Genomic DNA, 21,747 nt, shown 5'->3' with positions numbered 1-21,747 from the left:
AAAGATATGGAATTTCGTCAGTTACGCTACTTCCTCGCCGTGGCCGAGCATCTGCATTTCACGGATGCTGCGACGCACCTGGGCATCGCCCAGCCGCCCTTAAGCCAGCAGATCCTCAAGCTCGAGCGGGAAATCGGCACGCCTTTGTTCGTCCGGCATCCGCGCCGAGTCGAATTAACCGAAGCAGGACGGCTCTTTCGCGAGAGCGCGCGACGCATCGTCGAGGACGCGCAACAGGCTTTCGTCGAAGTACAGAACGCGGGACGGGGAGAGACAGGCCGGCTTTCGCTGGGTTTCGCAGGTTCGACGGTGTTTCATCCGAGGGTCGCGACGACGATGCAGCAGTACCGGCATGCGTATGAGCGCGTGTCGATCAGCTGCGAGGAGAGCAACAGTTCGGCGCTGCTCGACAAGGTCGCGGAGCGCCAGCTCGATGCCGCGCTGGTGCGCATGCCGCTGAATTGCAGGGATCTGGTCGTCGAGCCGCTGGTCGACGAAAGCATGCTGGCGGTGCTACCGGCAAACCATCGCCTGAGCCGGCGACGGCGCATCGATCTGGCAGATCTTGCCGACGATCCGTTCATCCTCTTTCCGCGACCGATCGGCCCGGATCTGCATGATTCGATCATCGCCGCCTGTCGCCAAGCCGGCTTCGCACCCTCGATCGGCATGGAATCGCCCCAGATCTCGTCGGCGGCGAACCTGGTAGCGGCCGGATTCGGCGTCGCAGTGGTTCCGGCATCGATCCGGCAGGTTCAGGTCGAAGGCGTGTCTTATCACGAACTGAAGGGTAGCCCGCTTTCGACGGGCATCGCGCTAGTCCATCGGCAGCGCGAAAAGTCGCCTACTGTGCTGAATTTTGTGCGGATTTTACGGTTGCTGCGAGGGACGGCCCAAGGCGAAAAGCGTTGATCACTTTGGATTGAACCAGCGGTCAGCAACACCAAAGAATATCTCGTCTGTCTCGGTCGGCGAGAAGCCAGCGACCAATTGTGCGTATCTATCGTAAAGGCCAGCAAATCCTGTTGAGAGCTTCGCAACAGGCATGTGGCTACCGAACATACATCGCGATACGCCAAATATGTCGATTGCAGCCGATACCCAAGGCGATGCCTCGCTAACCGACCATTGCATGCCAAAGATGCATTCCAAAGCAGAGATGTCGACACAAATATTGTCACAACCGCCAAGCTGCGTAATATCCCGTTTCCACCGGTCAAAGCTCGCTTTGCTCAGGTCGAGTGGCCAGCCCATCAATGCGATAGTGAAGCCGATATTCGGATGATTCTGTATGACGCGAGTCAGGTCAGGCAGTTGATGGGCGAATACTTCGAGCCCGCACTTGAAATCATGTTTCTCCAGTAAAGTCAGCGATTTGCTCCATGCTGGATCCGTCAGCAAATCTGGCCGTTTGGCGAATCGCTTCAAAGGATTCTCTTCGTCCCAAACAAGATGTTCCCGAACCGATGTGAGATTGGGAAGCACGCTGTATTGTTCCAGCTTGCTTTCCAGATCGGGATCAAGGAAGTCAACGGACGCGACTAACGCATGGCGCATCTCGCTTCTGGCTGCCGCCTGTTGCGCCCAAGCTGCCTCTTTAAACGGGTCGGACGAAAGGAATTCGTGCCACACGACAGCCTCGACGTTATAACCATCGCTGTCGGCAAGATAGTCGTCCAGCAGGTAACGTCGGGGCAGAGCATCGTAATTGCCGACAAACGCTTCGTAACCAGGGTCGACCTCATCCAGAAACGTGTGCCGGTTTCGTTCGTGGTCGTAGAAGTGAAGATGCGAATCGACGACTCTGGCGACGGGACTGGATTTTTTCATGGCTGAGCAAGGGCGATCTAGTGTCGGCAAGACGAGATATGAGCATGAACGACAAAACACATTCTAGGCGGAAAAAACGAGCCGACCGTTGGAAGATGGCCATAGTTCAGGCGAAAAGGCTTGTCAGCGGCAGACGTGACAGCCCATCTCATCGATTCAGCTCCGCTTTGCTGCCTGCTGTTCCGGATACCACGACGTAAACTTCGCCGTCGCGTACAGCGCCGCCACAGTCGCGATGACGCCCGTCGAATGCGGCAGTGACGGGATGTAAACCATCACGATATCGGCGAGCACCAGGATGCCAAACGCAACAGCCCATGCTGCGCTGATAACATAGTTGGTGTGCACGAAGTGCGGGCTATCCCAGTGTTCGCGGTCGACAGTCTCGCGCGCGTACTGCAGCGTGAACGGCTGCCGCAACGCGATCGACGCCAGCACAATCAGCATCAACCCCGCATCGACGCGCAGCCGCACCGCGGCGATCGACCATTGCACATCGTTCGTAAGCGCATACAGCGTGAGCGCGCCGAACAGCAGGACCGTGCCCACCTCCAGCAGCTTGACATGACGGCCCGGTGTCGCCAGATCGCGGACCAGCAGGACGGTGGCGACGATTGCACCGGCAGCAAGTCCCGCCGGTACGCCAACGACGCGCTCGATTACCACGAACGCAATGAAAGGGGCAAACGCCAGAAGCATATTCATTTCGAACTCCAATATATCCAGTTATTCACGCGACAGCGCAAGTTCGCACGCCGCGATCCAGTTGCCATGAAAACCATTCGGCACGCGGTGAGGAATCGCCACCGTTGCAACAGGTCCAGCCGAAACATGCATTGCGTCGAACACCAGCAGATCGCTGCGTGTCTGTGCACCACGAAACACCACGGAGAGAATCCAGCCGTCGCCCTCTTCCGAGTCCGCAGCCCGCGGCACGAACACCGGCTCCGATGTCGCGTCGCCATCGGCGAGCGCATAGACGTCCGTCTGTCGTCCGGAGCCATGGTCGACGTGCACGATCCGCGTAAAGAGCCCGCTGTCGTCTTCAGGCGTGTGGCCAGCGAGCCAGCCGTGGCGATACGGTTCGCCGGCAAAACGCTCATCGATGCGGGGAAACTCGCCTGTCGCGTTGCCTATCACCTCGCTGGTTGCGACGCGCTCCAGACCACGCAGATCGAATGTCCAGCGGCACAGACGCGCGTGACCGGCATTCGTGATCGCGCGGCCATCCGGCCACGGAAAGTTCGGCGGTGCATCGAATTGCATCACGTCCATGTGAATACGGTCGTCAGACTCCCATGCGTTCATCACGTGGAAAACAAAACATACGGGAGCCTTCCACCATTCCATCTCACCGCTTCCATCGCGACGCAACAGACCGACGAACGCGCCGAACTCCGGCTCCCACGCGTGTGCAGGGCCACCCGCCTGCACACGGGCGGCACTCGCGGTCAGCGGCATCACCGGAAACAGCAGGTGACGCGACGTGAACGCGAAGTCGTGGACCATACTCGCGTAAGGCGCGTCGAACTCGCTCACGCCCGTCACGCGCCCGGTCGCATCAATGCTGCCGGTCGTCATCTGCCTGCCCAGTCCATCGGGGCCGCCGTAGCTAAAGAAAAGCAGCTCGCCGGTACGCGGATCAAGTTTCGGATGTGCAGTGAAAGCGCCCTCCAATGCGCCATCGAAATCGACCTGGCCGCGCGTACCGAGCGTCGCCGCGTCGAGTTCGATAGGCAGATGCGCTTCCTCTAGCGCCAGCAGACGTCGGCCGTGCATCAACACGTTCGTATTGGCGACGCCGTCGTCGAATGCGAGACCTTCCGGGGCCGCCGTGCCCAGCCCACGCAATTCGGCCGCACCACCTTCGCGCTCCGAATACCAACGCTGCGTGCGAACCCAGCGGTTCCCGTACGTCACGCCGCCGTTGGCGAACTCGAAGCGGTGCACCATTCCATGGCCCGCAAACCAGTGCTGCGTGGGATCGGGATGTAGCGGATTCGGCCCGTTACGCACCAGCATCCCCTGCAACCCTGTCGGCAAGATGCCTTGTACGGGCAACGTTCCGCAATCCGACTCAAAGTCGATCGGCGGATGATTCGAGCGGTACGAGAGCGGCTGGGCAAGCAGATCCACGTCGTCATTCCTTAATGTTTCCAGTGGAAAGATTTTGACTTCCTTGGCCGATTCGGTCAACATATCTTTCCATTGTAAAAATCTATCGGGACCAGTCCATCGTTATGAGTGAAGTGTCAGCACGTCGCAAAACTTCGGCACAGGCAAACGCGAAAGACCCTGCGGCAAGTCCGCCGCGGGATAAGCCCTATCACCACGGCGCGTTGCCGGAAGCGCTGTTGCAGGCCGCGGAGTCGGTGCTGCAACGGGACGGACTGCGCGGCCTGACGCTGAGGGCGATTGCGCGCGAAGCCGGGGTGTCTCATACAGCGCCGCAACACCATTTCGGCGACACCGCCGGCGTACTGAGCGAGCTGGCGGCAACCGGTCACCGGCGACTGGCCGCGACCATGGCCCGGGATGCGATCGGCATCGGGCCGGGCAAGACACGGCGCAAGGCGATCGCGCGCGGCTACGTGCGCTTCGCGGTCGATTACCCCGACCTGTTCCGCTTGATGTCGCGCAACGAGTTGCTCGATCAGGCGCGGCCCTCGCTGATCGCGGCAAGAGAGCTGTCGATGCGCAGCCTCGCCGGTGTCTTCGACGAGGATCCAGCGCAAACGTCAGGCGAGGCCGAGGTGCCGGTCCGGCCCGACGCAGCACAGACCGTTGCGATGACGGCGGCGTGGGCTTACGTTCACGGACTGGCGCTATTGCTGATCGATGGACGTCTCGCGTGGCTCGCCGGGTCGACAGAAGGAATCCACGACGCGGAACAGCTCGTCGACGCCGCCATCGAGCGCATGCAGATTGTCCCCGAGCGTGACGATCCCGCTCTCGGGACGTAAGCATACGGACAACGCGCGGCCAAGGGGCGTCATTCGTCGCGACTGCCGCTCGGAGTTGACCCAGCGTGTGCGCACAACGGCAGCTTTACTACGACGCCTTCAGGAAAGCGCCTCCTTCAACCGTACAAGCCACCAACGCCACATGGATACCTGAAAGAAAGGCCGGTGGGTTGCATCAGTCATACAGGTTGCAATCTCCGCGTATTTGCCGGACACCATCCCAAACCTTATCTTCGGAACCTCTTCGCTGCTCCATTGGCACAGCCAGCTGTTTGTGTCATGAACTGCGCAGAACGGAAGCTCACGTCGCATACCCGGATCGGCCGTCGTCCAGTACGACACGGAATGTTGATCGACCGACACCTCGTATGTGAAAGGCAGGTGTGTTTTCTCCTTGCCATGGCAGACGCCGTTGATCTGTTCGCCATCGCAAGACAACATGTAGACCGTCACTTCGTTTTTGAGCGGAGTGCAAATGGATGCCGCGACGGGAAGGAAGCACAATACCGCCGCGACTGGCAGATAACCCGTTAGACGATTCATGTTCGCGGGACCTCCAGCAGAATGTTCGGCAACAATGCTTGCTGCCCCTCCAGGACCATGAACCTGATAAGAGCGCAACTTCAAACGTGCCGATAAAACGGAGTACCGATCAATCCACTTTCAATTCGTCACGCGATACGGCCGCATCATCTCATTGTCTTCGTGAGTGAGAACGTGACAGTGCCAGACGTAGTAGCCCAGCGTCGGGTCGAATTCGTACAGGTTGCGTCCCGCGTCGGATTGGTTGGCGGTGACAGGAACGCTCGAAGGTGTCCATCGCACGAGAATTCTAAGGACCTGCCCCGCATGCGCATCCGCGGTGTCCTTCCAACCCGATTCTCCAGACGTTGGCGCTATGGTGGCGCCTTGCAGATAGCCACTGAAGGGAAGATTGCCGCCAAGCGCACCGTCTTTATTGGGCGTTGAGTAGTCCAGTGGAGGGCCATAATCGGCGCAATACGTACCCGCAGTGCATCCATCGGGAAGGGGCGCGGAGTTACTGCCTGCCGCACCGAAGGCTTTATTCCAGTCCGCCAGATATTGAGCGGTGTTGACGGCCTGACGATTGAGAACCTGGAACTGCGTCAGATGGAGGTGAACCGGATGGCTGGCCCCGGCCATCGTCGACAGATAAAGGATTTCCCACATTTCTGTCGACCCCACGCGTGGCAATTCGCTGATGCCATCGCTCGGAAAATCGCGAGCAATGGCCGGCGACTCCAGGCCATTCCACGTGGTGTTATTGACATACTCCTTGATATCCGTTGGAACGGGGCCGCCGGACTTCTCGACGTGATCGTAAAGAACCATCTGCCTGACCCGATCGATTTTCACTCCGGATAGCACATTGCCATTTCCATCGGTCAGGTGAACCAACGGGTTTTTCCGGGCGCAGAGCCCAGACGCCGCGTTCGGGTTTGCGGGATCGCAACTGGTATCAGGCGTCGATGTCGACGCCGCCACCCGGAATTGCATGATATCGGGCAGTTGAACATCCTGGCCGGGTTGCGAATTGGTCAGCTCGATAGTCTGACCGGCAAAGTTCGAGAAGTCGACGATGATGTCGGCCCGCTCACCCGGCGACACTGGCAGGCCCCCGGAAGTACCGCCCGAAGAAGCCGCAAGAGGAACAGGTTTGTCGAAGTAATTGTCGTCTGCCCCGACCAGATAAACGGGCGCGTTGCCGAAGACAAATGTAAACCCGCGATTCAGGCTGCCGTTCAGGATATGCAGGCGGTAGCGTCGCGGCTCGACGTTCAAATAAGGGAAGGCCGCTCCATTCACGACTGCGACATCGCCCTCGAAAATTGGACTCCAGAATGGATGATTAAGGGAAGGCTGTTGAATGGGCAGGTAGAGCTGGCCATGTGTGTCGAACATGCGATCCTGTACTGCCATTTCGATTTCGTCGGGACCGCTGGGATATCCTTGCGGCTCTGTGTTGGGGTCCTTGAGAAAATAGAAACCCGCAAGCCCCGCATAGACATTCAGACGCGTGACACCCAGAGCATGATCATGGAACCATAGCGTGCCGGGTTCCTGCGAATTTGGATATTCATAGACTGCCGTGCCGGGAGCGGGGTTGCCGATCGTGTGGAAATCCGCGCCTTTCAACCCGTTTGGCGTGAACCACGATTCCGGATCGCCGTCGTAGGCGGCAGGAATTTCAGCGCCATGCAAGTGGACGGTGGCGGGAACGGGACCGATGTAATTTTCGTTACATGACGGCGTAGCGCTCGATTTCTGCATCTCCATCGCGCAGCCGCTCTTCAACGGATCGGCCCAGTGCACGGTCTGATCGAATGGCAGTTCTCCTTGCACCAATCCAGGACCATTGGGATGCGCCGGATCGAAGCTCGGCAGCTTGTTAACGTAGGTGGCCTGAGTGGCGACGCCGCGTTGGGCCACGATGGTGACCGCTGGCCAGTGGGCCGGACCAAGCACTGCGCCTGTGCTGGAATCCGCAGTCTGGTAGGCCCACACGCGGGTCTGACCCAACGTGACACCCGAGCCGCATTGAGCGTAGGACCCTGGTGGCAGCACCTGCTGATCGGTCTCCGTCATGGTGACGGTAAGGTTGGGGTGAGCTGCCGCATCCACGCGCGGTATTGAACCTGCCGGTCCGAATACCGGCAGGCTGACCGCGAACTTCGTAAAGCAATTTCCGTCCAGTTTCGTCTGCTGCACGAGAATGGGACCGGTATCAATGTCGGTATGGCAACCATGCGCTAAAAGGATCGACGACAACGCAACAACCGTCAGCGCGATCATGCCCGATCGAGACCTTGTTGCCGGTTTGCGAAGTTGTGCCGCATCCTGGGACATGGTGTCTCTCCTTCACGCGCTGTTTGCTTTGTTGGGGATGACTAACCGACGAACTTCACTGTGGGTTTTTATTCGCCGATCTGTTCGCTGCCGCACACTTCGGAAACCCTGTTCGTCCCAACCCGCACGATGCCAAACACCAGACGTTGCGCCGCATAGCGGTTACTTCCAACCTGTAATTCGAGGCATGGTCTTAACTGGGTGGGAATCAAATGAAGTGTGTAATATTGAGCGTGCTTTGCCATCACCAGAAGTGGTGACGGTCACGCTGAATGGCCTCCACACACGGAGCCTCCCTTGCGACGCAACGAACTCCTGGAAGCTGTCGATCTGATCTATGCTGCCGCACTCGACGAAGGTGCGAGCTGGCAGGATCTTGGTGGCAAACTGATGACGCTGATGGAGGCACAACGTGCAACGCTATGGTTGGCGGATGGCGTTGGCACGCCAGGCAACCTTCTGATGCGTCACGATTCGTATGACGAAGAATACGCATCCAAATACGTTCTTCTCGACCCCTATCGCGCAGCGGCGCGCGAGGTGACCGTCGAGGAAACCGTGCGTCGGCAGGGGGACGTCCGGCTCGGTCACGAGATTATTCCCGACGCAAGCTATGTGAAAAGCGAGTTTTACGACGACTTCGGTCGCAGAAGCTCGCGACGCTACATGATCGGCGGCCTGATCAGCGTGTCGAAGGTGATTCCGCTTGGACTGCATCGGGACGCGGCATCGCGGCCATTTGGTGAGGAGGACAAGCTAACGCTCTCCCAATTGCTTCCGCATTTGCAGCGCGGGCTCCAGATGCGCGCCCGGCTCGCGCCCACAACATCCAGCCTTGGCGCCGGCGCACTCGATGCCCTTCCGGTTGGCGTCATTGTCGTCGACAGGGAAATGCGGATTCTCTACAACAACGCGGAAGCCGCAGCGTTATTAAGCGATTCGCAGTCTGGGCTGTCCTCGGCACGGTCCCGGCCCGGACCCGTCACAGGTGCATACAGACTTTTCGCGCATCATCCAGACGACAACGCGCAGCTTTGCCGCCTGGTGGGTGCAGCCTCTCGCGGCGGCGCCGGTGGCGGCATGCAGATCCACACGCGTCCAGGCGCGTTGCGGGGCGATTCCGACATGCTTTCGGCTTTGGTATGCCCCGCGCTGCGCCACCTGTCTCCATCAACGCAGCCGAATATGGGCACAAGTGTCGTCCACGGCGCGGCGACCGTGCTCACGCGCCACCTGCTCCGGCCATCGTCGCCGCCCGTCGGGTTGCTTATCGATCTGTTCGGACTCACGCGCTCTGAGGCGGAAGTCGCGGTCGCCCTGGCAGGCGGCATCACAGCAGAAAATGTCGCGCGTACACGGCGCGTAGCGCTCGACACGGTACGCAGCCAGATTCGCACCATTCTGAGAAAAACGGGGGCGACCGGACTACGCGATTTCGAACGGATCATTGCATTGAGTTCGACAATGCATACGAGGGATTCGCTTTACGCTCGAGGCTCCGATAACGACAGTTTTCGAGCGCAGAGTTGAGCTGGGCGCAAAAGGAACCATGCGCTACGGGACGCGGCTCACGATGGGCGGCTTCCACGATCCATCGAGGATCGGCTGCTCCGGCCAGTATGCGCGAATGTAAAGCGAAAACGTCCCGGCCGGCGCGGGCAGCCAGTTGCTCTCCTTGTCCTTCCCAGGCGATTTCACGCCGGCGTACAGCGTCAACGATCCGTCGGCATTCGTCTTCAGTCCATTGCTCTTGGTGCCGAGCGAGTACCGTTGCAGCGGATTGGCATGGAAGAAATGGTGCTCGTCATACAGCGTGACGGACCAGAATCCCTTGACCGGCGGCACCTGTCCCTTAGGGAAGGTGATCGTGTACAGGTCCTTACCCTGCAGTGGCCGGCCAGCGCTATCGTTGTCCGTGTAGATGTACTTGGTCTCGGTCGGCTTGTTCTCGTACATGTTCGATTTCGCCGTAGCCGCGCGATTCAGGTAGTCCGTGCCCCACTGCGCGTTATTGACCGGCGAATTCCAACCGTTGCCGGCCGGCGCACCGTTGTAGCGCCACTGAAAGAGCGGCGAGATCATTTCCTTATCTGCGGCCACTGCGCTTTCCCGCAGGAGTGTCTTGATGTGAGGATTCTGCGCCGAGGCCTCCAGCACGCTGCTGATCCATTTGTAGAGCGCCTCTTCGCCCGGCATCGGGGGAACCAGCTTCATCACCTCGGGTAGCTGGTCGAAGAACGTATTCGGGTTCACCCATGCCATCTCGCCCTTGCCTGTCGGCTTGGGCACCGGAAAGCTGGGAATCTTGCTCCAGTCCCGGATCTTTGTCTTTCCGTCGAATTCGGCGAGCGGATAGAAATCGATCTGATTGAGCACCACCTGTACAGCCTTCAGGTCTTCCGATGTGTCGTCGCGGAACACGCGCGGAGCGGCGAAAGCGAATTCGGTCGGTGAACGGATCACTCCTGCGATGCCCGCCGGTGTCTCCCCCTTCCAGTTCGGCCCCACCAGCAGATAGAAACCTGGCTTGGTCCCATAGGCCTTGCCGATATTGGAGAACTCGTCGGTACGGGCATCGTAAAGGGCGTAGACCCAGAAACGGTCGCCGAAATCAGGCACCTGGAACACGACCGGTTGCTTGTCGAGCGCGAGGTAGCCGGCACCGTAGACGACATCCTGGTTGGTGCAGGTGACGAAGGTCTGGTCGGGCTTGATGTAGTCCGACAGCATGGCGATGCGTCCGGTCGGCGCGACAGGCAGCACGCCGCCGTTCAGCCCCGGTTCAGGCGCCTTGGCGAAAGACGCACGGCGATTGAACGAGTTCACCAGCGGCCAACCCCATATGTAGGCCATGCGCGCCACTGTGCGAACGTAGGCATCGGACAGCGCGGTCCCGGGCGCCGGGCCCGGGACGTCGGCAGCTGTCGTTGGCAATGGCACCTGCTGGGCCGTCAGGGTGGGCGAAGCCACCGCCATGGCGACGATGAGAGCGAGCGAGGCCGCCCGGATAGGCTTGATGTTGGCGCGCATGGCCGGTCTCCGTCTGGGGGGTTAGTGCAGCTTTTCCAGGTTTCCGGGCTTCCAGCTTTTGTCGATCGCCGCCTCGGTAGGACTATAGAGACGGAGGACCGCGAAATAGCCCTTGCCAGGTGGCGTCGCAAGCCAGTTGCCTTTTTTCCCTTCGGGCGGTCTGGGTCCCAGATAAAGGTCGGTCGAGCCGTCACTGTTCTGCATGGGTTTGTCGCGCAACCCGAGCGAGGGGAATGCTTGACCATTGGCGAGCCCGGAGCCGTTCGAGGCTTCATAGAGCGTGATCGACCAGAAGTTTGCCGCTGGAATATCGGGTGGCAAATGCAGCGTATAGGTCGCTGAGCCGGAAAGCGGGGTGCCGCTGCTGTCGGTGAAGGCGATCATATACTTCGCGCCTTTGCCCGGTGTCTGCGAAACCATGCCGGGGCTGATGGAATAGTAGTTCGTGAAGAACCAGATTCGGGCGTCGAGATCGAGGTAGTGTCCGGCCACCCTGTTCCAGGCGAGGTCGAGTGCTCCGCCCGGGTTGGACGGCGTGCCGTCCGCGATCGGATTGATCCAGCGGCGGTCGGGATACACGAGAAATGAACGACCGCCGACCGCATCCTCGAATCCGATCACCCGGCTCGTCTTGTAGCCGGTCTTCGCTGCTCGATCGAGGATCGTGCGGGTATGCGCGTCGGGTTTGAACGGTTGACCCTTGACGATGCCGATCGACGCGAGCATGCCGAGCCAATCGGCATCTGCCAGGTTACTGCCTTCGCTGTCGACCAGTGTCTTGAGTTGATCGAACGCGCGAGCATCGGTCACGGGCAGCATATTGACGGGAACGCCCGAAGCATCGGGAAACTGCATGGGTTTGACTGCCGCGTTCGCTTCAAGCGGATAGATCTTTGCATGCTCGATCAGATCAACTGCGGGCACGAGATTGTGCGGGTCCTGATAGAAGGAACGCAAAAACACGAACACGTTGTTGGTCTCCGAGTGGAACACGAAATAGCCATCCGGGACCGGCTTGTCATATCCGGGCGGCAAGATGAGAAACTTGCCGCCCTTGCCGTCATCCGGGCCGGCAAAACCGACGTCGCCCTGGAAGGCCTTGCCGTCGATCGTCGGGCCGGCAATCGGACGCTGCCAGAAGTCGAGCAGGATGCCCTGCAGGCCAGCAGGCGCCTCGAACACCATCGGACCATCCTTGCCGAGATCAAGGTAGTTCATCGCATAGATAACGTCGGAATTCGGCGTGGTCACCAGCGTCCTCGCATCCAGCCGCTTCTTCCATACGGGCAAGACGTTGTAGCCCGCGCCAAATGCGTTTTCCGATCCGTACTTCATCCCAAGCGTGTTAATGAGCGGCAGTGCCCAGAGATACGTCTGTGTCGCGCGCTGGAAGAGCAATTCATCCTTCAGCGTCTTCGCAGTTCCGGCCGTCGGCCGGCTTTCGATCATTGCACTGTTAGCCAGTGCATCGTAGCGACTCATTTGCGCTTGAGCGTTGCATGTGAGCATCGCAGCCACGAGCACTGCGATAAGGTTCGCGCGACGCTGATATCTTTTCGACATATATCCTCCGCGAAATCCTTCACTCTGTCTTCTGGGCCGGCTGAAGCGTCCAGCTACTCCGCCGCAGTCGCGCCTTGGGCTGGTATTTGCATTGCGCCAGTGCCGCAGGCGCGGATTTGCGCTTCGACCGGACGGTAATTTTCAACCGTGCGCCCGGTTCTGGTTTCGTCGCGTTGGACCTAGAATAGGTGTGGCACGAAAGCGGCGCTATCCAAAAAGCGAAATCCTTGCGGAGGATTTTGGTGTGGAGTTTTCCTCGACTTATCTGCGGCATGTGTACTCGGGCTTCGAGCCGTCGCAGGCATTCGATGTCGTGTATGGAGCGCGCTTCGAGCATCGCTTGCTCTCTTCGAAGCGAGCCAACATGGAACATCAACGCCTGACGCTTGGCGACATTCGCCTTGACACGGGCTGCTATGACTTCCCCGTCATTGCAAAAGGCAGCCTGCCGCGCGATGCGGTCTGTATTGGGTTCGTGGCGCAAGGCAGTGAAGTAACCCGCTATAACACTGCGTCAATCGGTGAGGACGAGATTCAGGTCTATCCGCCGGGCGTAGAACTCCTCTATCACGCCGTGGGTGCGTCCCGGTGGGTGAATTTCACCGTCTCGGAAGAGCGCCTTCAAATGGCCGCTGTCGCCCGTGCAGGGCGTCCTCTCATACTACCCCGCGCATCAGCCGGCTCAGTGAGGCTTCTGCGCGGCGGCCGGACGTCGCTGACTCGCCTTTCCGATGACGCCATGGTTCTGGCTCGATTGCTAGAACCGGCTGGCGGCATCGCGCCAGAGCTCGCGCGCGGTATATCCCAAGCCCTGCTGGCTGGTTACGTGGATGCGCTGGTCGATGCAAGTGCCGCATATGAACGGTCGGCTGCTGCAGAGCGGCATCACCATCTGATACTCGCTTGCGAAAAGCTTCTGATTGCAGGCGAAGACACCGATATCGCGCTCGCCGAAATTGCGCAGCGTAATGGTTATAGCCTCCGGTCTCTCGAACTGATTTTTCGACGCAGTGTCGGCATGACACCGGGCAGGTGGTTCATGAACGTGCGACTCAATGGCGCCTTGCGCGATCTGCTCACACCTGGATCCCGTTGTTCGGTTACGGAAGTCGCGTCCCGGTGGGGATTTCGCCACCTCTCCAGATTTTCTGACCGGTATCGCAACGCATTCGGCGAGCTGCCAAGTGAAACCTTGCATCGATCACGAGGCTAAGCGTGGTGACCGAAAGCGCGTTCCGATGCATAAAATCGCAAGCGGCCGCGACTCAGCAGGGGTTGATTCCAAAAGCAAACTACGAAAACGCCATCCCTCCTTCAGCCTCACTCCACCTCGCCACCCATCCAGGCAGCTCCGGCGACGGCTGCGTAATCCCCGACATCTGCAGCAACTCGGCAGTCGTCACCACGCCGCCGCTTCGCTTCAGGAACCGCGCTCGCACAACGCCCAATGCGACTTGCACATCATCGCGCACGAACCCTTGTTCGATGAAGATGTGCTTTTCATCCCAACCGATAACGCGAGTCTGGACGTTATAGCGATCGCCAAGCTCCAGCGACCGGTGAAAACGCATGGTTTCCAGTGTGACGACGGGATACCAGCCCTGTGCCTTCAATTGCCGCCATAGGCCGCTACGCATCATCAGATCGACGCGCGCCAGATCGAGGATCGTGAAATAGCGACCGTTGTTCATATGGAGCAACACGTCGAGATCATTTAACCAGACGCGAAAAGGCGTGACACACGTGTCGAGCACATGCAGCCGACTCCGGCGGCGACTGCCGAGTAACAAAAGCAGCAAACGAATTAATAGACTCATGCGAAAGCCCGGTGATAGGAGCGCGCCGTGCGCGGAATAGAAGCGTGAATAGTAGTCGCGCGGATTAGATCCGGGACACGGACGGCGGGACAAATCCGTAGAACACTCACTCGAAAAGACGCGACGTGCCGCAGCGAATCACGACCGTGTTCGCGCCGATCACCAGCATGAGATGTCTATGCGCTTGAGGTGCGCCACCCCAAGCACACATCAAGCAACCTTCTCGAACTAGAACAACGGATGCGCTTGCGGGTACAGCGCGGTCCTGAGGGCGAGGCCACCGAGAACAACGAAGATGACGGCGGCCAGAATATGAACTGCCTTGGTTGGCAGGCGGTCGGCGAATTTGTGTCCCAGGTAAATGACGGGCACATTTGCCAGCATCATGCCGAGCGTCGTGCCCGCGACGACGCCGAAGAACTCGTGAAAGCGCGCAGCCAGGGCAATCGTGACGATCTGGGTTTTATCGCCCATCTCGGCAAGAAAGAAGGTCAGCGCGGTTGTGCCGAACACACCCATCGAGTTTTTCGTCAATACAGCGTCGGCGTCGTCCAGCTTGTCCGGAATGAGGATCCACACCGCCATCACCGCAAATGAGGCGACGACGGCCCAATTCAGGATGCCAGGGCTCAGAACGCTCGCGAGCCACGCGCCGAGTGCGCCAGAAGCTGCATGGTTGATGAGTGTTGCAACGAGCACACCAAGGACGATGGGAATAGGCTTGCGATATCGCGCGGCCAATACCAGGGACAGCAGTTGGGTCTTATCACCGATTTCGGCGAGGCCGACCACACTGGTCGAGACAAGGAAGGATTGCATGGGACGTTATACCCGGGCCGCGCCGAAAGAACGCGATGACGCGCATTCCGGCGACCCGGTTAGGTCGGAATGCGTGTCATCGGTCTGGCCAGGCACTTGGCTGCGCACGCCATAGCGGGTCTCTCGACTCGCCAAGTATGTTGACGTGCGCCCTCGAACATGACGTTCGAGGCGGCTACTCCCCAATGAGCAGGCGCGATTCTATCGCGCCTCGTGTTACTGAAGCAAGTCGCCACAATAGCGCTTTTTGCTGTTGAGCAATGCGGTGCCCACTTGATTATTACGAATACCTTTCTACTGTGGCATGCCCGGTCGTGCCCATGCTGACAAAATCGGTTCAGCAACGTTCGGCGTTCAGGTTCCGGCCCGGGAGTCCTCAAACCTTAGCGCTCGACGTTGCGCTTGAGGCATTTCACGAACGCCTCACCCACCTCCGACAGCGGATCATCCTTGCGCGTGAGCAAGCCGAAAGCCTTCAACTCGCTGCCCACAACCAGCGGTAGAGTCACGAGCAGCTTCGCCTTGACGTGGTCGCGTACTACCGATTCCGGCAGCACCACCACCGCATCGCTCGACTGCACCAACTGCAAGATCGCAAAGATCGAGGTGCACTCGATGATGTCGCCCGGGCTCGACACGCCGGCCCGCCGGAATTCATCCTCCATAAGCACCCGCACCGGGCTGGTGATGGGCTGCATCACCCAGGGCCATCGCGTCAGTTCCTGCCAGTCCAATTTACCGCGCCGGCGCAGTAGCGGATGCGCGCACCGAACAACAGCCCGCATGGGCTCGTCCGCCAGTTCCTCGAAGTTGAACCTGTTGTGCTGTTGCGGATCACTGAAACGTCCGACAGCTAGTTCGATCTCCTGGCGCTCCAGGAGTATGCCGATCTGGTCGCTGGTCTCGCCCACGATGCGCACATGCAAACGAGGTCGCTCGCGTTTGATGTCGGCAACGGCACGGGCCACGAGGTCCGGCGCGGCGCCCATGATGGCGCCAAACACGAGGTGTCCATACCCTCCTTGACGCTTGATTTCGAGGCCTTCAAGAAAACGTGTCAGGCTGGCGTGCGTCTGGCGTGCATAGGCCACCACCTCCGCGCCCATGTCGGTTACATGCATGCCGCGCGCGTGGCGCTCGAACAGCGGGAAACCGAAACTGTCTTCAATGTCCGCCAGCATCTTCGTGGCCGAGGGCTGAGTCACATTGATCTGCACCGCTGCCTTGTTCAGCGAGGCGGTTTCACTCAGCGCGACGAGCAAGGCCCAGTGCTTCAGCCGAAGCCGATTGATCAGGCGTGGTGTCAAAGGCATAGCGCTAACCAGTTATTCAAATATGGAATCAAGTTTCCGTTTCTTTCGATTGGATAGATATCGCTGAAGACCCTAAAGTGCGCTCACTCCTGCTGAACAACACAGCGAACTGCGAGAAGATTTCATGAAGCGGCTGCGCCACGTCCTCGCCGGAGCGAACGCTTCGGAATATCGACGCCCAATTGCTATACGAACTTGCCGGACGGATGACTCATGCGCCATATGCCTCTCGCCACAACCGTTAACCGGATAGGGTCATTCGTGACAGATGCTGCCTGATAAACAGCAAACTTCATTCTTGTCTTTTTAGGAGCGTGGTTTTGAAAATTCTTGTGACAGTCAAGCGGGTGGCCGACGCGAATGTGAAAGTCGGCGTGAAATCCGATGGCACGGGTGTCGACATCGCGAACGTGAAGATGTCGATGAATCCGTTCGATGAAATCGCGGTTGAAGAAGCGGTGCGTCTGCGTGAAGCGGGCGTGGCGACGGAAGTGATCGCCGTGTCGGCGGGTGTGACGCAGGCGCAGGAAACGCTGCGCACGGCGCTGGCGATCGGCGCGGACCGCGCGATCCTGATCGAGTCGAATGAAGAACTGCAGCCGCTGGCGGTGGCCAAGCTGCTCAAAGCGCTGGTCGACAAGGAACAGCCTGGGCTGGTCATCCTCGGCAAGCAGGCTATCGATGACGATTCGAACCAGACCGGTCAGATGCTGGCTGCGCTGGCGAATCTGCCGCAAGCCACGTTTGCCTCGAAGGTTGTCGTGGCGGACGGTAAGGCCACCGTTTCACGCGAAGTGGACGGCGGCGCTGAAACGCTGTCGCTGTCGCTGCCGGCTGTGGTCACCACCGACCTGCGTCTTAACGAGCCGCGCTACGTGACGCTGCCGAACATCATGAAGGCGAAGAAGAAGCCGCTGGAAGTCATCAAGCCGGAAGACCTCGGCGTGGATGTGACGCCGCGCCTGAAGACGCTGAAGGTTGTCGAGCCGCCCAAGCGCTCCGCCGGTGTGAAGGTGCCGGACGTGAAGACGCTGGTCGAGAAGTTGAAGACCGAAGCTAAAGTGTTGTAGTTGGAACCTGAGAGATAAAAAAATGACGAGTCTTGTAATAGCAGAACACGATAACGCGTCGATCAAGGCCGCGACGCTGAACACGATTGCAGCCGCGCAGAAGGTTGGTGGCGATATCCATGTGCTGGTCGCAGGTCACAACGCGCAGGCCGCAGCGGATGCAGCAGCGAAGATCGCAGGTGTTTCGAAGGTCCTGCTCGCTGACGCGCCGCAACTCGCAGCAGGTCTGGCAGAAAACGTCGAAGCGACGGTGCTGAATATTGCGAAGGACTACACACACATCTTCGCGCCGGCGACGGCCTACGGCAAGAACATCGCCCCGCGCATCGCCGCGAAGCTGGATGTCGCGCAGATCAGCGACATCACCGCAGTCGATAGCCCGGATACATTCGAGCGTCCGATCTACGCCGGTAACGCGATCGCTACCGTTCAATCTCAAGACCCGATCAAGGTCATCACGGTCCGCACGACCGGTTTCGATGCAGTCGCAGCAGAAGGTGGTAGCGCTTCAGTCGAGAAGATCGAAGCCGCAGCCGACACTGGCCTGTCGCAGTTCGTCAGCCGTGAAGTGACGAAGCTGGACCGTCCGGAATTGACGTCGGCGAAGATTATCGTCTCGGGTGGCCGCGGTCTGGGCAACGGCGAGAACTACACCAAGGTTCTCGAACCGCTGGCCGACAAGCTGAACGCCGCGCTGGGCGCATCGCGCGCAGCCGTCGATGCAGGCTTTGTGCCGAACGACTATCAGGTCGGCCAGACCGGCAAGATCGTCGCACCGCAACTGTACGTCGCGGTCGGCATCTCGGGTGCTATCCAGCATCTGGCCGGGATGAAAGACTCGAAGGTCATCGTGGTGATCAACAAGGATGCGGAAGCGCCGATCTTCAGCGTCGCCGATTACGGTCTGGTGGGCGATCTGTTCACGGTCGTGCCGGAACTCGTTAGCGAGCTTGGCTGAGTCGGCCCAGCTACTCCATTGGAAACGGCGCTTCAGCCTCATCGGCCGAAGCGCCTTCGACAACGTGCGGTTTTTTGATCGCCGGGTTGTCACCGACAAAGCCGTCGCCCGTGATTTCCATCCACGAATAGCGGTGGTTTGGCGAGGTCCAACACATGCACATGGGGATCGATGATCTTCACGCGTGTCATGGAAGATGGAAGACCAGGGTGAGCGGCGTCATGCACGGCGTGTGGTCACTCTCAGTGGCCATGATGTCAGCCATGTGATCCCACCAGCGGCGCACCACGTCGAGCGCGGGCAACGCGTTCATGCCGTGTTGCTCGGGATGTTTGAGCACAGCAAACAGATGGTGGGTCTCGGGGTCGAGGAAGATCGAGTAGTCGCATGCACCGGCGGCCTTCAGGGCCTCGACCAGCTCGGGCCAAATCGCATCATGGCGACGCTGGTACTCGGCCTGCATACCAGGATTCAAGATCATGCGGAACGCAGTGGTAGGCATGAGATTCAAAGCCTTATTGGAGATTGACGAACATGCCCCCGTCGACCAGCAACGAGGCACCAGTAACATAACGGGCCATGTCCGAAGCGAGGAAGACCACGCAGTCGGCCACGTCTTCCGGCTGGCCGATGCGGCCCAGCGGGATGCGCTGCTTGAAGTAGGTGAGCTTGGTCGGGGCAGAAAGATCGTCGCGGTTCATGTCCGTCAGGATCGCGCCGGGCATCACCGAATTGCAGCGGATGCCCAGTGGTCCTAACGCGATCGCGCAGGATTGCATGAGCGAATGCACACCGGCCTTGGTCGGCGTGTAGTGCGTCTGCATGCTGCCGCCGACCAAGGCCGAGATCGAACTGGTCGCGACGATCGCACCGCCGCGGCCTTGCTGTTTCATCTGGTTCGCTGCCGCTTGCGTAATGTAGAAGGCGCCATTGAGGTTGATGTCCACAGTCTGCTGCAACAGCGCCGGCGGCAGATCCAGAAAGGCATGGAAGGGGCAGATGCCTGCATTGCTGGCCACCACGTCGACGCCGCCGAAGCTGTCTACGGCCGCGGCCACCACGGCCTGCGAATAGGCCGGATCGGCAATATTGCCCTCCACTGCCACGGCACGCCGGCCCATCGCGTGGATTTCTGCGACGACTTCAAGCCCGGCATCCGCACAGGTGTAGCCGACATCGCTGTCGCGCCGGTAGGCGACGGTTACGTCAGCGCCATGACGGGAGACAGCCAATGCAATCGCCCGGCCGATGCCGCGCGAGCCACCGGTAACGATGACGGACTTGCCTTGAAGCAACATGGTTCGGGTCTCCTGATTTCGTGGTCTTGTCGTCGACGCGGCGTCAGATCTCGCGAGGTGCGAAGCCCGCTTCCAACACCGGCATCAGCAGGTCTTCCATGTCGGCGATATCCGCCCGCGCCGGCACCGGCTCGCGGCCCGGGTACTTGATCTGCTGCCGCACCTCGGGCGACATGAAATAGGCGCCGGCAACGGTCTGGCAGAACACGTCATACTCGAGGCTGCTGGCGGCCTTGAGCCGATCGAGTGCGGCCTGGGCATCCACGCCCGTCGAAGCGCCGACCACCTGGCGTAGCAAGGGCACACGCTCGGGCGCCAACTCGTAGATCTTACGCAGCAACGGGCCGGCGATGCCGGCCTGGCTGGCGGAGAAGTGCCCCTGCGCGGCGGGGATGAGCAGGTCCGCCAGTTCGGTCAGGCGCTTGACCTCTTCGGGTTGCAAAACAATCGGGATCATGTCCAGTTCTCCGGGCGGCTTAGAGCGAGCGCACCAGCTGATGGGCGCTCCATGATGAAAAAGCAGCGATCGTGGCGGTCGGGTTCACGCCAGCCGAAGTGGGCCAGACGCTGCCGTCGACGATGCGCAGATTGGGGATGTCGTGGCAGCGACCATAAGCGTCGACTACGCTGTTTGAGGAGTCGGCGCCCATCTTGGCCGTGCCGAGGATGTGCCAACCCGACTCTCGGCTTTGCGGCGCGACCACGGTGCGATACGCGCCGGCCGCCTGCAGCGACTCCTGCGCCCGGGCGGTCATGAACTTCAGCATGCGTTTCGCGTTCTCACCGGTTTCGTAATGAATCTTGACGCCGGCCATGCCGCTGCTGTCGGGATTCTCCGGGTCGAGCGAGACGTGGTTGCGCTCGTCCGGCAAGTCTTCGCAGATGATGCCCCAGGAGAGTGAGCGGCCGAAACGCCGGCCGAACTCCTCGTGGAAATTCTCGCCGAACAGCGGCGCATCGCCCCACGGCCAACGGCGGGCTGCGGAGAGCGGGCCGCCGGTCGGCTGCAAGCTCCATTTGGAGCCGCGCACGAAGTCGCGCTCCTGGCTGGTTTCGTAGAATTGCAGGCAGTAGGCCAGCTGGCCCCAGACACCGCGGTAGGTATCCAGCGGCTGATCGAAGAGACCGACCACCGCCGCAGTCGGGTGCAACATCAGGCGCTTGCCGACCAGGCCCGAACTGTTGGCGAGCCCGTTTTCATGACCCGGCGCATGGCTGGACAAGAGGATCCGCGCGGTACCGATCGCATTGGCCGCCAGCACGACGATCTTTGCGCTCGCGAAGCGCTCCACCTGGTTGACATCGACGAATACCGCCCCGCGCGCCTCGCCCTTGTCATTCAGTTCGATCCGGGTGACGCGGGCGCCGCTCACCAGTTGCACGCCGGCCTGGATCAGCGATTTCCAGTGCGTGCGATCGGTCGAAGCCTTGGCCGATTCAATGCAGCCCCACATGCAGGCGGTGCGCTGCTGGCAGGGTTTCATGTTCCCGCGCGCCACGGTGGCAATGGCATTGCTGCCCGGCCACCAGTGCCAGCCCATCTTGTTGTGGGTCTCGGCTACGATGCGGCCGGCACGGGTCAGATCGGCCGGCGGCAAAGGCGGTTCGAAGGGGCCTGGGTACATCGGGTCTCCGCCGACACCAGATACGTAGAATTCCTGTTCAACCCGCTCGTAATGCGGCAGCAGGTCCTGGTAGCTGATCGGCCAATCGTCGGCCACGCCATCGAGTGTACGCACACGGAAATCGCTGGGCAGATTGCGCATCCAGTTCGCGGCCCAGGAGATGGACGAGCCGCCGACGCCGTTCCAGAAAAGCGGAACGATCTCGGAGTCGGCCACAGACATCGGATAGTCGCCAACATTCCTGCGTACCGTCGGCACGTAGTTCCAATCGCGCGAGGCGGTCAGCTCGAATTCGGGCCTGTCCGCGTTGGCCAGGTTGTAGTCCACCCATTCACCCTGCTCGAGGCAGACAACGGACAAGCCCGCCTCGTGCGCGCGCTTGGCGAACACGGCGCCGGAAGGGCCGGAGCCGATCACGAGCACGTCGGCGGACAAATTGGCGGTCAGGTCTTTCGCGTTCATTGGGGTCTCTATTTCTTTTCTTGAATCAATCCGGAAACTGGATCACCAGCTCACCGCACCGGGTGGCGACCACCGGTGCACTCGCCTCGGCGAGGTCACGGCAGCATTTCTCCACCTGCACGGTGCTGGTG

At 60.1% G+C, this 21,747-nt stretch carries 20 protein-coding genes and 1 riboswitch; of the genes, 6 read left to right on the top strand and 14 right to left on the bottom strand.

Translation table 11 applies throughout. The annotated features are described in order from the left end of the window. Positions 1-6: 6 nt before the first annotated feature. Positions 7-912: a LysR family transcriptional regulator gene (locus PQQ95_RS10110; RefSeq protein ID WP_408437246.1), complete on the top strand. Its 906-nt coding sequence runs from the start codon at positions 7-9 to the stop codon at positions 910-912. Here PQQ95_RS10110 and PQQ95_RS10105 read toward each other — a convergent pair whose 3' ends face one another. The 3 genes from PQQ95_RS10105 to PQQ95_RS10095 all read right to left on the bottom strand — a co-directional run bounded on the left by PQQ95_RS10105 (position 913) and on the right by PQQ95_RS10095 (position 4,029). Then, entirely contained in the window at positions 913-1,830 is a 918-nt protein-coding gene (locus PQQ95_RS10105) for an amidohydrolase family protein (RefSeq protein WP_408437245.1), read from the bottom strand. A gap of 156 nt (positions 1,831-1,986) precedes the next feature. Further along, the gene (locus PQQ95_RS10100) at positions 1,987-2,535 is read right to left on the bottom strand and encodes a DUF3159 domain-containing protein (protein ID WP_408437244.1); all 549 of its coding nucleotides are present in this window, start codon (positions 2,533-2,535) and stop codon (positions 1,987-1,989) included. Positions 2,536-2,556: 21 nt separating this feature from the next. Continuing rightward, positions 2,557-4,029 (bottom strand): carotenoid oxygenase family protein, encoded by a 1,473-nt coding sequence (locus tag PQQ95_RS10095; RefSeq protein ID WP_408437243.1) that lies wholly within the window; start codon positions 4,027-4,029, stop codon positions 2,557-2,559. A 41-nt stretch (positions 4,030-4,070) separates the two neighbouring features. On the opposite strand from PQQ95_RS10095, the gene PQQ95_RS10090 reads away from it, so the two are divergent. Continuing rightward, positions 4,071-4,793 (top strand): TetR/AcrR family transcriptional regulator, encoded by a 723-nt coding sequence (locus PQQ95_RS10090; RefSeq protein ID WP_408437242.1) that lies wholly within the window; start codon positions 4,071-4,073, stop codon positions 4,791-4,793. A gap of 99 nt (positions 4,794-4,892) precedes the next feature. Here PQQ95_RS10090 and PQQ95_RS10085 read toward each other — a convergent pair whose 3' ends face one another. After that, positions 4,893-5,336 (bottom strand): hypothetical protein, encoded by a 444-nt coding sequence (locus PQQ95_RS10085; RefSeq protein WP_408437241.1) that lies wholly within the window; start codon positions 5,334-5,336, stop codon positions 4,893-4,895. A 120-nt stretch (positions 5,337-5,456) separates the two neighbouring features. Continuing rightward, positions 5,457-7,661, bottom strand: a complete 2,205-nt coding sequence (locus PQQ95_RS10080) for a multicopper oxidase family protein (protein ID WP_408437240.1) — start codon at positions 7,659-7,661, stop codon at positions 5,457-5,459. A 540-nt stretch (positions 7,662-8,201) separates the two neighbouring features. On the opposite strand from PQQ95_RS10080, the gene PQQ95_RS10075 reads away from it, so the two are divergent. After that, a complete protein-coding gene (locus tag PQQ95_RS10075; RefSeq protein ID WP_408437239.1) occupies positions 8,202-9,191 on the top strand; it encodes a hypothetical protein in 990 nt (329 codons plus the stop codon). 24 nt (positions 9,192-9,215) lie between these two features. On the opposite strand, the gene PQQ95_RS10070 is transcribed toward PQQ95_RS10075, so the two are convergent. Together PQQ95_RS10070 and PQQ95_RS10065 are read right to left on the bottom strand one after the other, a co-directional pair. Next, positions 9,216-10,691: a DUF1254 domain-containing protein gene (locus PQQ95_RS10070; RefSeq protein WP_408437238.1), complete on the bottom strand. Its 1,476-nt coding sequence runs from the start codon at positions 10,689-10,691 to the stop codon at positions 9,216-9,218. A 21-nt stretch (positions 10,692-10,712) separates the two neighbouring features. Next, positions 10,713-12,173 (bottom strand): DUF1254 domain-containing protein, encoded by a 1,461-nt coding sequence (locus tag PQQ95_RS10065; RefSeq protein ID WP_408437237.1) that lies wholly within the window; start codon positions 12,171-12,173, stop codon positions 10,713-10,715. Between the two features lie 271 nt (positions 12,174-12,444). Here PQQ95_RS10065 and PQQ95_RS10060 point away from each other — a divergent pair, with 271 nt between their 5' ends. Then, the gene (locus tag PQQ95_RS10060) at positions 12,445-13,467 is read left to right on the top strand and encodes a helix-turn-helix transcriptional regulator (RefSeq protein WP_408437236.1); all 1,023 of its coding nucleotides are present in this window, start codon (positions 12,445-12,447) and stop codon (positions 13,465-13,467) included. Positions 13,468-13,546: 79 nt separating this feature from the next. Here PQQ95_RS10060 and PQQ95_RS10055 read toward each other — a convergent pair whose 3' ends face one another. The 3 genes from PQQ95_RS10055 to PQQ95_RS10045 form a co-directional block, all read right to left on the bottom strand. Beyond that, positions 13,547-14,071 carry a thioesterase family protein gene (locus PQQ95_RS10055; protein ID WP_408437456.1) on the bottom strand — a complete coding sequence of 175 codons (525 nt, stop codon included), beginning with the start codon at positions 14,069-14,071 and terminating at the stop codon, positions 13,547-13,549. Positions 14,072-14,299: 228 nt separating this feature from the next. Beyond that, complete coding sequence (locus PQQ95_RS10050; protein WP_408437235.1) at positions 14,300-14,890, bottom strand: TMEM165/GDT1 family protein; 591 nt, start codon at positions 14,888-14,890, stop codon at positions 14,300-14,302. A gap of 15 nt (positions 14,891-14,905) precedes the next feature. Continuing rightward, positions 14,906-15,086, bottom strand: a riboswitch (yybP-ykoY riboswitch). 187 nt (positions 15,087-15,273) lie between these two features. Next, the gene (locus PQQ95_RS10045; protein ID WP_408437234.1) at positions 15,274-16,203 is read right to left on the bottom strand and encodes a LysR substrate-binding domain-containing protein; all 930 of its coding nucleotides are present in this window, start codon (positions 16,201-16,203) and stop codon (positions 15,274-15,276) included. A 320-nt stretch (positions 16,204-16,523) separates the two neighbouring features. Between PQQ95_RS10045 and PQQ95_RS10040 the strand changes: the two genes are divergently transcribed. Both PQQ95_RS10040 and PQQ95_RS10035 read left to right on the top strand, forming a co-directional pair. Then, complete coding sequence (locus PQQ95_RS10040) at positions 16,524-17,273, top strand: electron transfer flavoprotein subunit beta/FixA family protein (RefSeq protein WP_408437233.1); 750 nt, start codon at positions 16,524-16,526, stop codon at positions 17,271-17,273. A 22-nt stretch (positions 17,274-17,295) separates the two neighbouring features. Beyond that, entirely contained in the window at positions 17,296-18,231 is a 936-nt protein-coding gene (locus tag PQQ95_RS10035; protein WP_408437232.1) for an electron transfer flavoprotein subunit alpha/FixB family protein, read from the top strand. Positions 18,232-18,418: 187 nt separating this feature from the next. Here the strand turns inward: PQQ95_RS10035 and rhaM are convergent, their stop codons facing one another. From rhaM to PQQ95_RS10015, 4 genes are read right to left on the bottom strand one after another with little or no spacing between them, the layout of a single operon-like run. Further along, positions 18,419-18,733, bottom strand: a complete 315-nt coding sequence (gene rhaM, locus PQQ95_RS10030; protein ID WP_408437231.1) for an L-rhamnose mutarotase — start codon at positions 18,731-18,733, stop codon at positions 18,419-18,421. 13 nt (positions 18,734-18,746) lie between these two features. Beyond that, positions 18,747-19,529: an L-rhamnose 1-dehydrogenase Lra1 gene (gene lra1, locus PQQ95_RS10025; protein WP_408437230.1), complete on the bottom strand. Its 783-nt coding sequence runs from the start codon at positions 19,527-19,529 to the stop codon at positions 18,747-18,749. A 43-nt stretch (positions 19,530-19,572) separates the two neighbouring features. Continuing rightward, positions 19,573-19,986 carry a hypothetical protein gene (locus PQQ95_RS10020; RefSeq protein WP_408437229.1) on the bottom strand — a complete coding sequence of 138 codons (414 nt, stop codon included), beginning with the start codon at positions 19,984-19,986 and terminating at the stop codon, positions 19,573-19,575. A 19-nt stretch (positions 19,987-20,005) separates the two neighbouring features. Beyond that, positions 20,006-21,616: a GMC family oxidoreductase gene (locus PQQ95_RS10015; RefSeq protein WP_408437228.1), complete on the bottom strand. Its 1,611-nt coding sequence runs from the start codon at positions 21,614-21,616 to the stop codon at positions 20,006-20,008. Positions 21,617-21,747 lie beyond the last annotated feature (131 nt).

The organism is Paraburkholderia caffeinilytica (assembly GCF_046030355.1).
GTDB lineage: Bacteria > Pseudomonadota > Gammaproteobacteria > Burkholderiales > Burkholderiaceae > Paraburkholderia > Paraburkholderia caffeinilytica_B.
Note: the sequence above shows the minus strand (reverse complement) of the source record. Positions and strands in the feature narration are given on the sequence as shown.